The organism is Streptomyces fagopyri (assembly GCF_009498275.1).
Taxonomy (GTDB): domain Bacteria; phylum Actinomycetota; class Actinomycetes; order Streptomycetales; family Streptomycetaceae; genus Streptomyces; species Streptomyces fagopyri.
Window position 1 is genome coordinate 3991546 of the sequence record NZ_CP045643.1, and the last position, 14946, is coordinate 4006491.

Annotated in this window: 12 protein-coding genes; 4 read left to right on the forward strand and 8 right to left on the reverse strand. The window is 72.6% G+C overall.

What is annotated here, in order from left to right; genetic code table 11:
* Positions 1-75 precede the first annotated feature (75 nt).
* The 6 genes from tsaE to GFH48_RS17015 form a co-directional block, all read right to left on the reverse strand.
* Entirely contained in the window at positions 76-621 is a 546-nt protein-coding gene (gene tsaE / locus GFH48_RS16990; protein WP_153289093.1) for a tRNA (adenosine(37)-N6)-threonylcarbamoyltransferase complex ATPase subunit type 1 TsaE, read from the reverse strand.
* Positions 587-1825, reverse strand: a complete 1239-nt coding sequence (locus GFH48_RS16995; protein WP_153289094.1) for an alpha/beta fold hydrolase — start codon at positions 1823-1825, stop codon at positions 587-589. Before GFH48_RS16995 ends, tsaE begins: the two co-directional genes overlap by 35 nt.
* A gap of 176 nt (positions 1826-2001) precedes the next feature.
* Entirely contained in the window at positions 2002-3153 is a 1152-nt protein-coding gene (gene alr, locus GFH48_RS17000) for an alanine racemase (protein ID WP_153289095.1), read from the reverse strand.
* 115 nt (positions 3154-3268) lie between these two features.
* Complete coding sequence (locus GFH48_RS17005; protein ID WP_407698714.1) at positions 3269-4210, reverse strand: L,D-transpeptidase family protein; 942 nt, start codon at positions 4208-4210, stop codon at positions 3269-3271.
* 132 nt (positions 4211-4342) lie between these two features.
* Complete coding sequence (locus tag GFH48_RS17010; protein ID WP_153289097.1) at positions 4343-5788, reverse strand: NAD(P)H-hydrate dehydratase; 1446 nt, start codon at positions 5786-5788, stop codon at positions 4343-4345.
* A 218-nt stretch (positions 5789-6006) separates the two neighbouring features.
* A complete protein-coding gene (locus tag GFH48_RS17015) occupies positions 6007-6378 on the reverse strand; it encodes a holo-ACP synthase (RefSeq protein ID WP_153289098.1) in 372 nt (123 codons plus the stop codon).
* Positions 6379-6622: 244 nt separating this feature from the next.
* Between GFH48_RS17015 and GFH48_RS17020 the strand changes: the two genes are divergently transcribed.
* Both GFH48_RS17020 and GFH48_RS17025 read left to right on the forward strand, forming a co-directional pair.
* Positions 6623-7603, forward strand: coding sequence for a hypothetical protein (locus tag GFH48_RS17020; RefSeq protein WP_228120645.1), 981 nt, complete (start codon positions 6623-6625; stop codon positions 7601-7603).
* 15 nt (positions 7604-7618) lie between these two features.
* Positions 7619-9484, forward strand: a complete 1866-nt coding sequence (locus GFH48_RS17025; RefSeq protein ID WP_228120648.1) for a M16 family metallopeptidase — start codon at positions 7619-7621, stop codon at positions 9482-9484.
* Between the two features lie 53 nt (positions 9485-9537).
* On the opposite strand, the gene glmS is transcribed toward GFH48_RS17025, so the two are convergent.
* Positions 9538-11385, reverse strand: a complete 1848-nt coding sequence (glmS, locus tag GFH48_RS17030) for a glutamine--fructose-6-phosphate transaminase (isomerizing) (protein WP_153289099.1) — start codon at positions 11383-11385, stop codon at positions 9538-9540.
* Between the two features lie 195 nt (positions 11386-11580).
* Here glmS and coaA point away from each other — a divergent pair, with 195 nt between their 5' ends.
* Together coaA and GFH48_RS17040 are read left to right on the forward strand one after the other, a co-directional pair.
* A complete protein-coding gene (coaA, locus tag GFH48_RS17035) occupies positions 11581-12549 on the forward strand; it encodes a type I pantothenate kinase (RefSeq protein ID WP_194280861.1) in 969 nt (322 codons plus the stop codon).
* Positions 12550-12593: 44 nt separating this feature from the next.
* On the forward strand, positions 12594-13535 hold the full coding sequence (locus tag GFH48_RS17040; RefSeq protein ID WP_153289101.1) for a DUF389 domain-containing protein: 942 nt from the start codon (positions 12594-12596) through the stop codon (positions 13533-13535).
* On the opposite strand, the gene glmM is transcribed toward GFH48_RS17040, so the two are convergent.
* Positions 13532-14890 (reverse strand): phosphoglucosamine mutase, encoded by a 1359-nt coding sequence (gene glmM, locus GFH48_RS17045; protein ID WP_153289102.1) that lies wholly within the window; start codon positions 14888-14890, stop codon positions 13532-13534. The two genes, GFH48_RS17040 and glmM, sit on opposite strands and share 4 nt — an antisense overlap.
* Between the last annotated feature and the right edge of the window lie 56 nt (positions 14891-14946).

Sequence of the window (14946 nt, forward strand, 5' to 3'; positions counted from 1 at the left end):
GGAACCCGGACGGAGAACGCGCGGCGCCGTGGCGGAGCCCGGGGCCCCGGGGCTACGCCGTGAGGAGATCCGGGGCTACGCCGTGAGGAGGTTCAGGTCGGCACTCGCCCAGCGCGCGCCCAGTCCGGTCAGCGTGACGTGCCGTACCTCGTCCGTGGTGTCGCCCACCGCCCGGTGGATGACGACGTGCAGGCGGTCGTCGGTCAGCTCCTCGACCTTGCCCTCGCCCCACTCCACGACGATGACCGAGTCGGAGAGCGACACGTCGAGGTCGAGGTCCTCCATCTCGTCGAGCCCGCCGCCCAGCCGGTACGCGTCCACGTGCACGAGCGGCGGACCGTCGGCGAGGGAGGGGTGCACACGGGCGATGACGAACGTCGGCGACGTGACGGCGCCCCGTACGCCCAGCCCCTCGCCGAGTCCGCGGGTCAGGGTCGTCTTGCCCGCGCCGAGTTCACCGTTGAGCATCACCAGATCACCCGCGCGCAGCAGCTCGGCGAGCCGAAGGCCCAGCTCCCGCATCTGGTCGGGCGAGTTGACGGTGATGTTCACGCCGGCGTCGGTGCCGGCCCGCGCGGCGGCGGGCTCAGCCGGGTTGTGCGGTGCTGCTGGTGCTTCCATAGCCACCCACGGTAGCCCCTGCGGGAACGGCGCCCGCGCGCATCAGAAGGTCGGCGAGGCGGTCCATGACCACCTCGGGGCGCTCCAGCATGACCAGGTGTCCGGCGTCCGGTACGAGCACCAGTTCGGCGTCGGGCAGCAGGTCGGCGATCGCCTCGCTGTGCTCGCTGGGCGTCACCATGTCGCCGACCCCGGCCAGCACCAGCACCGGCAGGTCGGCGAAGCGCGCCAGCGCCTCCGTCTTGTCGTGGTCCGTGAAGGCCGGGTAGAACTCCGCGACCACGTCGATAGGTGTGCCCTCGATCATCCGCTCGGCGAACCGCGCGATGGCCGGGTCGACGTCCCGGGAGGCGAACGAGTACCGCTTGATGATCCCCGCGAACAGGTCGGCCGTGGCACGCCGCCCGCGCTCCACGAGGGCGGCCTGCTGACCGAGCGCCTTCAGCACCCCGGGCAGCACCCGCCGTACCGCGTTGACGCCCGCGACGGGCAGCCCGAAGTTGACCTCGCCGAGCCGTCCCGACGAGGTGCCGACGAGGGCGACGGCGACGACCCGGTCCCTGATCAGCTCGGGGTACTGGTCAGCGAGGGCCATGACGGTCATGCCGCCCATGGAGTGCCCGACCAGCACGACCGACCCCTCGGGCGCGGCGGCGTCGATGACGGCCTTCAGGTCGCGGCCGAGCTGGTCGATGGTGACCGGCGTGCCGTCCTTCGACTGGTCGACCCCGCGCCCGGAGCGGCCGTGACTGCGCTGGTCCCAGTGCACCGTGCGCACCACGCCGCGCAGCGCGGCCCGCTGGAAGTGCCAGGAGTCCTGGTTGAGGCAGTAGCCGTGGCTGAAGACGACGGTGACGGGTGCCGGGGCCTTGCGGCCGAAGAGCCTGCGGCGGCGCGGGGTGAACGTGACGTCCTGCTCGATGTCGTCCACCTCGTAGTACAGCTCGGTGCCGTCGTCCGCGTACGCCTTGCCCGGGGTGCCGCGCAGTGAGCCGTACGGGCCGGTCGAGTCGAGCGCGAGGCGCGCCTTGCTCCGCATGCCGCGGCCGACCGTGAGCCTCTCTATGGCGACTCCGGCCGCCGCGCCGGCGGCGACCACGCCTATGGCGACACCGGCGATACCGGCCTTGCGCCAGTTCCCGGCGGCGGAGGCGACGGCCGCCGCGGCGACATCCGTCACGGCCTCCGCGCTGCTCTCGCTCACGTACCGCTCCTCTTCGCCGGGATCTCGTCCACTGATGTGTCCGTTGGTATCGGTGGTGCTGTCATGGCCAGTGTCGCTGGTGGTACTGGTGGTACTGATGATGGTGCTGGTGCGGCTGAAGCCGCCGCCGCTCGTGTCGGCATGTCCTGTTGTCCTGCCCGGGACACCCTGTGCGGTTACCCGTCCTGTTCCCTGTTCACGTGTACGCGCGGCACCCGGGTTCCGATCCGGGTGACGATTTCGTACGCGATCGTGCCCGCCGCCCGCGCCCAGTCCTCGGCGGTCGGCTCACCGCGATCGCCCGGACCGAAGAGGACCGCCTCCGAGCCGGGCGCCGGCTCGTCCCCGCCGAGGTCGACGACGAACTGGTCCATCGCGACCCGGCCCGCGACCGTCCGCCATTTGCCGCCGACCAGCACCGGGCCGGTCCCGGAGGCGTGCCGGGGGATGCCGTCCGCGTAGCCGACGGGGATCAGGCCGAGGGTGGTGGGGCCCGGAGTGACGTAGTGGTGCCCGTAACTGACGCCGTGACCGCCCGGTACGTGCTTGACCAGCGCCAGCGACGCGCTCAGCGTCATCACCGGACGCAGTCCGAAGTCGGCCGGGGTGCCGATCTCGGGGCTGGGCGAGATGCCGTAGACGGCGATCCCCGTACGGACGAGGTCGAAGTGGCTCTCGGGCAGGGTCAGCGTGGCCGGCGAGTTGGCGATGTGCCGCACCTCGGGACGCACGCCCTGCTCCTCGGCGTACGCCACCATCTCGCGGAACAGTGTCAGTTGGGCCCGCACGGAAGGGTGGCCGGGCTCGTCGGCGCAGGCGAAGTGCGACCAGAGGCCGGTGATCCGGATCCGGCCCCCGGCCTCGGCGCGCAGGGCCTCCGCGACCAGCTCGGGCCAGTCGGCGGGCTGGCAGCCGCTGCGTCCGAGTCCGGTGTCGGCCTTGAGCTGGACGCGGGCCGGGACACCGGCGGCCGCGGCCGCCGCGACGACCTCCCGCAGTGCCCACATCCCGCTGACCGACACGTCGAGGTCGGCCTCCACGGCCTCACGCCAGGGACCGCCCGGGGTCCACAGCCAGCACATGACGCGCCCCGGGATGCCCGCCGCCCGCAGGGCGAGGGCTTCCTCGGGGGTCGCGGTGCCGAGCCAGGTGGCGCCGGCCTCCAGCGCCGCGCGGGCGCACGGGACGGCTCCGTGGCCGTACGCGTCGGACTTGACCACGGCCATCAGGGCCGCGGACGGCGCGTGGGCGCGCAGGGTCCGCACGTTGGCCCGCAGGGCGGCCAGGTCGATCTCTGCGCGGGCGCGCAGCGGTGCTGTCTCGTTCATCGCGCCCCCAGTGTCTCAGAGGGGTCCGACCGCCCCCCTGTGCCGGTGCCCTTCGGGCGGCCCGGACGGTCTCGGACGATCTCCGGCTCCGGCGGCCCCGGACGACGCCGGACGGTCAGGTACCGGCCCTGCGCCCCCACACGGACACCCGGTCGCCCGTCCTGAGCACGTTCCAGAGCGTACGGGCGTCGGCGAGGCGCAGATTGACGCAGCCCCACGAGCCGTGCGGGTCGTAGACGCTGCCGTAGACGGCGTGGAAGGCCTGGCCGCCGCTGAAGAACTGGCTGTACGGCATGGGGCTGTTGTACAGCGTCGACCAGTGGTTCTTGTGCTTCCAGTAGATCTTGAACTGGCCGGTCCTGGTCCGGTACCCGGCCCGTCCGCTGCGCATCGGCACCGGTCCCCACAGCACCTTCTTCCCCTTCTGCACCCAGGTGAGCTGGCGGGCCAGGTCCACGCAGGCCACCCGGGAGGCCCGGACGGGGCACTTCCCGGCCGCGTTCGGGTTCTTGCGCGCGGAGAGCAACCGCATGTGGGCCCAGGTCACGGGTCCCGCGAATCCGGTGGCCGGCCTGATCGCGTGCCGGGTCTGGAACGCCCGGATCGCGCGGCAGTCGCCGCCGGACTGCTTCCCGTCCACCCTCAGCTTCAGCCAGCGCTCGACCTGGCGCTGATAGGGGCCGGTACGCCTGCTGCACGACAGGGTCTTGTCGGCGGCGTCGCCCGGCGGAACGTACTCGATCAGGGCGTCCTCCCCGGCGGTGGCGTCCCGCGGCTCGACGGCGTCCTCGCGGGCGCTCGGGGTGTACACCACCGGCGGGAGCATCAGGTCCGGCATGTCGGCCGGGACCTGCCACGACTGGCGCGGGCCGGGCGCCACACCGGGCACCAGGCCGCCCACCGCGGGCACCAACCGGGGCGCCGAGGCGGGCAGCGGGCTTTCCGGGCCGGGGGTCAAGGGGCCGTGCGTGTCGGCCAGGGCTGTCTGCGCGGGCAGTACGGTCAGCAGCGCCAGCATCACCGCCGCGCTTCGGCAGGTCGTTCGTCTGCTCATCATCATGCGCTCAGCGATACGCAACGTGGGGGCGGGAGGGGGTGAGCCGCGCGGAAGGTGTCCCCCGTAATGGGCAACGCCCCCGGGGATTTCACCCCCGGCGTCAACACGTCACCGGGTCACCGGGTCACCGGGTCACCCCATCACGTCGCGCCAAGCGTCCCGTACCGCCTCCGCCACGTCATGCGCCCCCACCGGCGCCCCGTCCGCCGCGAACCGCCCCGCGAGCCCGTGGAGATACGCCCCCACACTCCCCGCGTCCGACGCCGACAACCCCGACGCGAGCAACGACCCGGCCAGCCCCGACAGCACGTCCCCGCTCCCCGCCGTCGCCAGCCACGCGGTCCCCGTCGGATTCACCCGCACGACCCCGCCCCCCGGATCGGCGATCAGCGTCGTCGACCCCTTCAGCAGCACCGTCGCCCCGTACCGCGCCGCCAGCTCCCGCACGGACGCCAGCCGGGCCCCCTCCACCGACTCCCGCGACACTCCGAGCAACGCCGCCGCCTCACCGGCGTGCGGGGTCAGCAGCGTCGGCGCGGTACGTCCGCGCACCGTCGCGCGATCCGCCAGCCGCAGCCCGTCCGCGTCGACGAGCACCGGCACCTCCGCCTCCAGCACCTCGGCCACCGCCGACGCGTCGTCCCCGGCACCGGGCCCCACCACCCACGCCTGCACTCGACCGGCCCGCGCGGGCCCCAGGTCCGACACCAGCGTCTCGGGAAAACGGGAGATCACGGCGTCCGCCGCGGGCCCGACGTAGCGCACCGCCCCCGCGCCGCCGCGCAGCGCCCCGGAAACGGCCAGCACGGCGGCCCCGGGATACCGGGCGGACCCGGCCGCGATCCCCACCACGCCCCGCCGGTACTTGTCGCTCTCCGCCCCCGGCGCGGGCAGCCGCGCCGCCACGTCCGCGTGCTGCAGGGCCTCCAGTTCGGCCCGTTCGGGCAGATCGAGCCCGATGTCGACCAGGCGCACGGAACCGGCGTACTCGCGCGCCGGATCGATCAGCAGCCCCGGCTTGTGGGTCCCGAAGGTCACCGTCAGATCGGCGTGGACCGCCGGGCCGAGGACCTCTCCGGTGTCCGCCTCGACACCGCTCGGCAGGTCCACGGCGACCACCACCGCACGGGATCCCGCCGCGAACCCCGCCAGCGTCGCCGCGTCGGGCCGCAGACCGCCCTTGCCCCCGATCCCCACGATGCCGTCGACGACGAGGTCGGCCCGCCCGATCAATTCCTGCGCGGTGCCCAGGAAGCCGTCCCCGCCCGTGACCGTGTTCCCGCCCGCCCCCCGCAGCGCGGCCAGCCCCCCGGCATGGGTGCGTTCGGGCGCGAGCAGCAGCGCGGTGACACCCGCGCCGCGCCGGGCCAGACGCGCGCCCGCGTACAGCGCGTCCCCGCCGTTGTCCCCGCTGCCGACCAGCAGCACGACCCGGCTGCCGTACACCCGCCCCAGTACGTCCGCGCAGGCGGCGGCGAGTCCGGCGGCCGCCCGCTGCATCAACGCCCCCTCGGGGAGCCGTGCCATCAGCTCCCGTTCGGCGGTCCTCACGGTCTCCACGCTGTACGCAGTACGCATGGCACCGAGTCTCCCGTACGGAGCCCCTGCGTGCCGCTCCGGCCTCGGCGGCGGGGCCCGGGCCGTCGCGTGGTCCCCGGTGGATCGGCGCGCGGCCTCGGACGCCGTGCGTCGCACCGCGCGGGGCCGCCCCCGTAGACGGCGTGTTCGGTCGATCGGGCGACGCGGCGAGGGCCGTAGCTGCCGACGCCAGCCCGCCGGACGTCGCGGGACGGCCCTCAGCCTTCCGCGATCACCACCGCCGAGGCGACCCCCGCGTCATGGCTGAGCGACACGTGCCACGACATGACGCCCAGTTCGGCCGCGCGTGCCGCCACGGTCCCGCGCACCCGCAGCCGCGGCCGGCCGCTGTCCTCCACATAGACCTCGGCGTCCGTCCAGTGCATTCCGGCCGGAGCGCCCAGTGCCTTGGCGACCGCCTCCTTCGCGGCGAACCGCACGGCGAGCGACGCGATACCCCGGCGCTCCCCGCTCGGCAGGTGCAACTCCTGTTCCAGGAAGAGCCGTTGGGCCAGCCCCGGCGTTCGCTCCAGCGACGCGCGGAACCGGTCGATCTCGGCCACGTCGATACCGACCCCGATGATGCTCATGCCGAGCACCCTACGACCGGCCCGCCCCCCTCGGCGTACCACCGAACCGCGGCCGGTCAGGTCCCCCGACCGGGGCTGCGCCCCGATATCTCGCTCCCGTCCTGTCACAGCTCCCTGTTAGCCTGCGGCAACTCGATCACGCCACACGTCAACCTCGCATTGACCACGCGTCGATCACACGTTCTCGCGCGCCCTGGGGGGCCAGCCGGCGCGCCCCACATCGCCATCGCCAGGGGGCGGACACATGAGCAGCACCACCAAGGGCACCGACAGGGACGGAGGAAGACCCGTCACCGCCTCCGGGCCGGTGACCGACCCCTTCGACGCGTTCCCGGAACTCGTCCCGCTGCGCACCGCCGCCCGGGAGGGCGACGGTGCGGCGGTCCTCGCCTTCTTCGCCGGGCTCGGCTCCGCCGACGAGGTCTGTTTCGCCTCCCATCACCTCGCCGATGTCCCTGATGTGGAGAAGTGTCTGGAACGGGCCGTGGCGGCCCGGCCCGCCGACCCGTTGCCCCGCACCCTTCTCGCCGAGCGGTACGTCCGCGTCGGCTGGGCCATTCGCAGCAGAGCCCTGGCCAGGGACGTCTCGCGCGACCGGTTCGACCAGTTCCACGAGTGGCTCCGCAGGGCCGAGCGGCTCCTCATCGAGGTGTGCGCGGAGCACCCCGCGTACGCCCCCGCCTGGACCACCCGCCTGCTCACCGCCCGCGGTCTGGAGCTGGGCCAGTCCGAGGCCCGCCGCCGGTACGACCGGATGTCGGCCGGCACCGCGCACACCCATCGCGCCCAGACCCTGCTGCTCCAGCAGCTGTGCCCCAAGTGGGGCGGTTCCTGGGACGCCGCGCACGGCTTCGCCCAGGAGTGCGCGAGCGCCGCGTCGGACGGCTCCGACGCCGGCTCGCTGGTCGCCCTCGCCCACATCGAACACCGGATGGAACTGCAAGGCGTCGAGGCCGACACCTACCTGCGGAACATATCGGTCCGCAACGACCTGCGCGCCGCCGCCGAGCGCTCGGTGCTGCACCCCGCCCACCGGCCCGGCTGGGACTCGGTCGCCGCGCACAGCGCCTTCGCGATGGCGTTCTCCCTCGGCGGTCACCACGGGGACGCCGCCCGGCACTTCACCGTACTGGGCGACAGGGCCTCGGAGTTCCCGTGGGAGTACCTGGCGGACTGGCGCGGCCTGTTCACGACCTTCCGCGCGTCCGCGCTCGAAACGCTCTGAGGGGGCCGGGACACCATGACCACGGAACGCGAGAGGGACACCCCCGCGGTGCGGGAGCCCGAGACCGAGGCCGACGCCACGGGTACGACCACGAGCACCACGAGCACCGCCAGCACCACGAAGCCGCCGGCTCCCGCCCCGCCGGCCGACGCAACCGGCCTCACCGCTCTGGCACCCCTGATCTCCCACACCACCACCCAGGGCATCCCCACCCTCTGCGCCCCCCGACCGGGCGAGATCACCGCCGGTCTCTTCTTCCGGGTGGGCCGCGCCGACGAGACGCTGACGACGTCCGGGATCACCCATCTCGTCGAACACCTCGCACTGCACGAACTGGGCCGGTCCGACCTGCACTACAACGGCGCCACGTCGAACACGTACACCCACTTCCACGTCACCGGCACCCAGCCGGAGGTCGTCACCTACCTCAACGCCGTCTGCGCGGCCCTGCGCGATCTCCCGCTGGAGCGGCTGGAGACGGAGAAGGAGATCCTGCGCACGGAGGCGGCCGGCCGCGGGAACGGCCCCGGCACCCAGCTGCCGCTGTGGCGCTACGGCGCCCAGGGATACGGCCTGTCCAGCTACAGCCAGCTCGGCACCTGGAACCTGACCTCCGACCAGGTGCGCGACTGGGCAAGGACCCGCTTCACCAGGGACAACGCCGTGCTGTGGATCACCGGCGACGGTGTGCCGGACGGCCTGGACCTCACGCTGCCCGCCGGTACCCGCGTCCCGGCACCCGCCGCGTCCAGCGCGCTGCCCGTCACGCCCGCCTTCATCCTGGGCGACGACGGCCACGTCGTCTTCGACGCGGTCCTGCCCCGCTCCACCGCCGCCGCCGTCTTCGCCGACGTCCTCAGCCGCGCCCTCTTCCGGGATCTGCGGCAGGAGGGCGGCTACTCGTACACCGCGCAGGCCGACTACTCCCCGCGCGACGCCGGCTTCGCCACCCTCACGGCGTACGCCGACGCGCTGCCGAAGAAGCAGGACGCCGTGGTCGGCGGATTCGTCGACGCCTTCGCCCGATTGCGCGCGGGCCGCATCGAACAGGCCGAACTCGACTCCGCGCGCGGCAAGATGCTCAAGGTGTACGACGCCCCCGACCTCGGCGCCGCCATGCTGCCCTCGTACGCGCTGAACCTGCTGACCGGCCACCCACTCCTCTCCCCCGAGGAGCACCGGGCCGAGCTGGCCGCGGTGACGGTCGCCGACCTGCGCGAGGTCGCCCGCGCGGCCTGGGCCGACGGGCTGCTCCAGGTGCCGGGCCGGGATGCCGACTGGGCGGGGTGCACGCCGGCCCCGCGGTATTCGTCGTCGGCCGTCACCGGCACCCGGCACCAGTCCCTGGATGACGACCGGTTCACGCTGGTCATCGGCGCCGAAGGGGTGAGCCTGAGGACACCGGGCGGCCCGGTGACCGTACGTTACGACGCGGTCGCGGCGATGACCGTCCGGCCCGACGGGGCGCGCACCCTGACCGGGCTCGACGGCTTCCGGGTGTCGATCGAGCCGACCCTCTACCGCGGCGTCACACCGGCGGAAACCGCGAGGGTGGACGCGGGAGTGCCCGCCTCCGCACTGGTGCGCCTGCCCGCCCGGGACCCGGAACAGATCCCACGGCCGTCCGAGCGGAAGGCCTTGGACGGCGAGACCGGGAACGCGGGCGGCTGGAAGGCAGCGGTACGGGGCCTGCCCCTGCCGCTCGTCCTGATGGTGACGGTGGACGTGGTCTTCGGCGTGGGCGTGCTGTTCGCCGTCTTCCACGAGGCCACCGCGGCCGAACCCCAGTGGAGCCGGATCGCCCGCGCCTTCCTGCCGGCCCTCCTGCTGACCCACTTCACCCGCCGGCTGTACACCCGCCACAGAGGCGCCCGCGGCTGACCCGTGGGGGCACCCTCACCAGGGTGCCCCCCGGGCCCCGACCACCGGGGGCTCTACTCCACCGTCACCGACTTCGCCAGGTTGCGCGGCTGGTCCACCTCGTTGCCCCGCGCCGTCGCCAGTTCACAGGCGAACACCTGGAGGGGAACCGTGGCCACCAGCGGTTGCAGCAGGGTCGGGGTCACCGGAATGCGGATCAGGTGGTCGGCGTACGGCACCACCGTCTCGTCGCCCTCCTCCGCGATCACGATCGTGCGCGCGCCCCGGGCCCGGATCTCCTGGATGTTGGACACGATCTTGTCGTGCAGGACGGACCGGCCGCGCGGCGAGGGCACGACCACCACGACCGGCAGGTCCTCCTCGATCAGCGCGATCGGCCCGTGTTTCAGCTCGCCCGCCGCGAAGCCCTCGGCGTGCATGTACGCCAGCTCCTTGAGCTTGAGGGCGCCCTCCAGCGCGACCGGGTAGCCGACATGCCGGCCGAGGAACAGGACGGTCCGCTTGTCCGCGAGCGTCCGTGCCAGTTCCCGCACCGGTTCCATGGTCTCCAGGACCCGCTCGACCTCGCCGGAGATGTGGGACAGGTCCCGGATCACGGCCTGGATCTCGTCGCCCCACTTGGTGCCGCGCACCTGGCCGAGGTAGAGGGCGACCAGGTAGCAGGCGACCAGCTGGGTGAGGAACGCCTTGGTCGAGGCGACCGCGACCTCCGGGCCCGCGTGCGTGTAGAGCACCGCGTCCGACTCGCGCGGGATCGTCGAGCCGTTCGTGTTGCAGATCGCCAGCACCTTCGAGCCCTGTTCACGCGCGTGCCGCAGCGCCATCAGGGTGTCCATCGTCTCGCCCGACTGGGAGATCGCGATGACCAGCGCACGCGCGCCGAGGATGGGGTCCCGGTAGCGGAACTCGCTGGCCAGCTCCACCTCGCACGGGATCCGCGTCCAGTGCTCGATCGCGTACTTGGCGATCAGCCCGGCGTGGAAGGCCGTACCGCAGGCCACGATGACGACCTTGTCGACCTCCCGCAGCTCGCGCACGGGAATCCGCACCTCGTCCAGCCGGAGCGAGCCGCCCGCGTCGATACGGCCCAGCAGCGTGTCGGCGACCGCCTTGGGCTGCTCGGCGATCTCCTTGAGCATGAAGTAGTCGTAGCCGCCCTTCTCGGCCGCCGCCGCGTCCCAGTCCACGTGGTACGAGCGCACGTCGGCGGGCCGCCCGTCGAAACCGGTGACCGTCACCCCGTCCCGGCGCAGCTCCACCACCTGGTCCTGGCCCAGCTCGATGGCCGAGCGCGTGTGGTCGATGAACGCGGTGACGTCCGAGGCGAGGAAGGCCTCGCCCTCGCCCACGCCCACCACGAGCGGCGAGTTGCGGCGCGCGCCCACGACCACGTCGGGCATGTCGGCGTGCACCGCGACCAGCGTGAACGCGCCCTCCAGGCGCCGGCACACCAGCCGCATCGCCTCCGCCAGGTCGGCACAGACCGAGAACTCCTCGGCGAGCAGGTGCGCGACCACCTCGGTGTCGGTCTCGGAGGCCAGCTCGTGGCCGCGCTCGGCCAGTTCGGCGCGGAGCTCGGCGAAGTTCTCGATGATCCCGTTGTGGACGACGGCGACCCGGCCCGCGTTGTCGAGGTGCGGATGCGCGTTCGCGTCCGTGGGGCCGCCATGGGTGGCCCAGCGGGTGTGCCCGATCCCGGTCGTCCCGGTCGGCAGCGGCCGGTCGACCAGTTCCTTCTCCAGGTTGACCAGTTTCCCGGCTCTTTTCGCCGCGGCCAGTCCGCCGTCCGCCGGTACGGCGACGCCGGCCGAGTCGTACCCCCGGTACTCCAGTCGCTTCAGTCCGGCCATCACCACGTCAAGCGCCGACTGCGACCCCACGTATCCCACGATTCCGCACATGCGCGCAGCCTAAGGGCCGACACCCGCCGCATCTCGGCATCTCGTGCCCGATATCGGAAATTCCAGCCGCCTTCCCCACCGGCCCCACGGCCCCGCGGCCCGCCGGCGAGGTCACCAGGCCCCGCGTGACGGACCCCACGCCCCACCCCGTCCACACTCCCGTAACAATGGACTGTGATCTCTCCGGTCTCCCCGATGCCCCGGAGCGCCCACCGGCACAAGCCGGAGGCGACTCCCTACGTCGACCTCACCCGTGCCGAGTGGAGCGCGCTGCGCGAAAAGACGCCGCTGCCGCTGAACGCCGAGGAGGTCGAGAAGCTGCGCGGTCTGGGCGATGTCATCGACCTCGACGAGGTGCGGGACATCTACCTGCCGCTGTCCAGACTGCTGAATCTGTACGTCGGTGCCACGGACGGGCTGAGAGGGGCGCTGAACACCTTCCTCGGCGAGAAGGGCTCACAGTCCGGCACCCCGTTCGTGATAGGCGTGGCGGGTTCGGTCGCCGTCGGGAAGTCCACCGTCGCCCGCCTCCTCCAGGCCCTGCTCTCACGCTGGCCCGAACACCCGCACGTCGAACTCGTGACCACGGACGGCTTCCTGCTCCCCACCAAGGAGCTGGAGGCACGCGGCCTGATGTCGCGGAAGGGCTTCCCCGAGTCGTACGACCGCCGCGCGCTCACCCGGTTCGTCGCCGACATCAAGGCGGGCAAGGACGAGGTCACCGCCCCCGTCTACTCCCACCTCATCTACGACATCGTCCCCGGCCAGAAGCTCACGGTCCGGCGCCCCGACATCCTCATCGTCGAAGGCCTGAACGTGCTGCAGCCCGCCCTGCCGGGCAAGGACGGCCGCACCCGCGTCGGCCTCGCCGACTACTTCGACTTCAGCGTGTACGTCGACGCCCGCGCCGAGGACATCGAGGCCTGGTACCTCAACCGCTTCCGCAAGCTGCGCGCCACCGCCTTCCAGAACCCGTCCTCGTACTTCCGCAAGTACACCCAGGTCTCCGAGGAGGAGGCGCTCGACTACGCCCGCACGACCTGGCGGACCATCAACAAGCCCAACCTGATGGAGAACGTGGCCCCCACCCGCGGCCGCGCAGCCCTCGTCGTCCGCAAGGGCCCGGACCACAAGGTGCAGCGTCTCAGCCTGCGCAAGCTGTAGTCCCGTACCACCGGCGGCTGTTCGGTGGGGCTACCCTGCCCGGCATGCTGCATCTTCGCCTGATCACACCGGCCGCACGGACCGACGAGGTGGTGCGCCTGATCGGGGATACGGTCGGCACCACTCATCTCGTCGTGCTGCCGGGCGCCGCGCGCGACCCCGCCGGCGACGTCGTGATGTGCGACGTCGCCCGCGAGGCGGGCGACGAACTGATCGGCGCGCTCCGGGAGTTCGACCTCGACCGGACCGGCTCGATCGCCGTCGAGAACATCGATCTGTCGCTCTCCAGCCGCGCCGACCGGGCCGAGGAGGCGGCGCCGGGCGAGGGCGCCGACGCGGTGCTGTGGGAACAACTGGCGGACGCCTCGCACGAGGAGTCGACGCTCAGTGTCACCTACGTGGCGCTGCTGGCGGTCGCGACGATGCTCGCGGCCTGCGGTGTGATGCTGGACAACGCGATCCTGATCGTCGGCGCGATGGCCGTGGGACCGGAGTTCGGACCGCTCGCCGGGATCTCGACGGCGCTGGTGCGGCGCGCCCCGCACCTGGTCTGGCGGTCACTGTGGGCGCTGCTCGCGGGATTCGCCCTCGCCATGGTGCTGACCGCTGGCTTCAGCCTGCTCCTCGACGGCCTGGGCCTGTTCGAGCGGGCGATGGTGGAGGCACCGCGCCCGAACACGGCCTTCATCTGGAAGCCCGACTGGATGTCCTTCGTCGTGGCCTTCCTCGCGGGGATCGCGGGCACCCTGTCCCTGACCTCCGCGAAGTCGGGCGCGCTGATCGGCGTCGCGATCTCGGTGACCACGGTCCCGGCGGCGGCGAACGCGGCGGTCGCCCTCAGTTACACGGACTACTCCCAGACCTGGGGCTCCACCTGGCAGTTGCTCGCCAACCTGGGCGGCATCGTGCTCTCGGGGACCCTCACCCTGCTCGCCCAGAAGTGGTTCTGGGCGAGGCAGCGTGGGGTGACACCCGCTCCCGGTTAGCCGAGCGCGGACTTCACGGCGTCCGCGAGCCGCCCGGCCACCGACCGGGCGTGGTCGATGTCGGCGGCCTCGACCATGACCCGGACCAGCGGCTCGGTGCCGGACGGACGCAGCAGCACCCGGCCGGTGGTGCCGAGTTCACGCTCGGCCTCGACGACCGCGGCGGCCAGCTCGGCGGAGCTGTTCACCCGTGAGCGGTCGACGTCGGGGACGTTGACGAGGACCTGCGGCAGCCGCACCATGACGGACGCGAGGTCCTGGAGCGTACGGCCCGTCTGGGTGATGCGCGCGGCCAGCATCAGGCCGGTCAGCGTGCCGTCGCCGGTCGTGGCGTGGTCGAGGATGATCACGTGGCCGGACTGCTCGCCGCCGAGCGCGTAGCCGTGCTCCTTCATCTCCTCCAGGACGTAGCGGTCACCGACCGCGGTCTGGATGAGCGAGACGCCCTCGCGTTCCATGGCGAGCTTGAAGCCCAGATTGGACATGACCGTCGCGACAACGGTGTCGGAGCGCAGTGCGGAACGCTCCCGCATCGCCAGCGCGAGTACGGCCAGGATCTGGTCGCCGTCCACCTCGGCGCCCGTGTGGTCCACGGCGAGGCAGCGGTCGGCGTCACCGTCGTGCGCGATGCCGAGATCGGCGCCGTGCTCGACCACGGCGGCCTTGAGCAGGTCGAGGTGCGTGGAACCGCAACCGTCGTTGATGTTCAGGCCGTTCGGGGCGGTACCGATCGTGATGATCTCCGCGCCGGCCCGCGCGAAGGCCTCCGGGGACACCCGGGCGGCGGCGCCGTGCGCCTCGTCGAGGACGACCTTGAGACCGTCCAGACGGTTCGGGAGCACACCGATCAGATGGGCGACGTACTGGTCGAAGCCCTCGTCGTACGAGCGCACGCGCCCGACGCCCGAACCCGTCGGCCGGTCCCACGGCGCGCCGGTGCGGTGCTCGTCGTACACGGCCTCGATCCGGTCCTCCAGCTCGTCGGCGAGCTTGTGCCCGCCGCGGGCGAAGAACTTGACGCCGTTGTCCGGCATGGCGTTGTGACTGGCCGAGAGCATCACACCGAGGTCGGCACCCAGCACACCGGTGAGGTACGCCACCGCGGGGGTGGGCAGCACACCGACGCGCAGGACGTCCACGCCGGCGCTGGCCAGCCCGGCGACCACGGCGGCCTCCAGGAACTCCCCGGACGCGCGCGGGTCCCGCCCGACCACTGCCACCGGCCGGTGGCCCTCGAACGTACCCGCCTCGGCCAGCACATGCGCCGCCGCTACGGAGAGACCGAGCGCCAGCTCGGCCGTCAGATCCGCGTTGGCGACACCGCGCACGCCGTCCGTGCCGAAGAGTCGTCCCACTGGTGTCCTCCTGATGATGCTCAGTATTCGGAAGTCATCCGATCATGCAAGCCTTT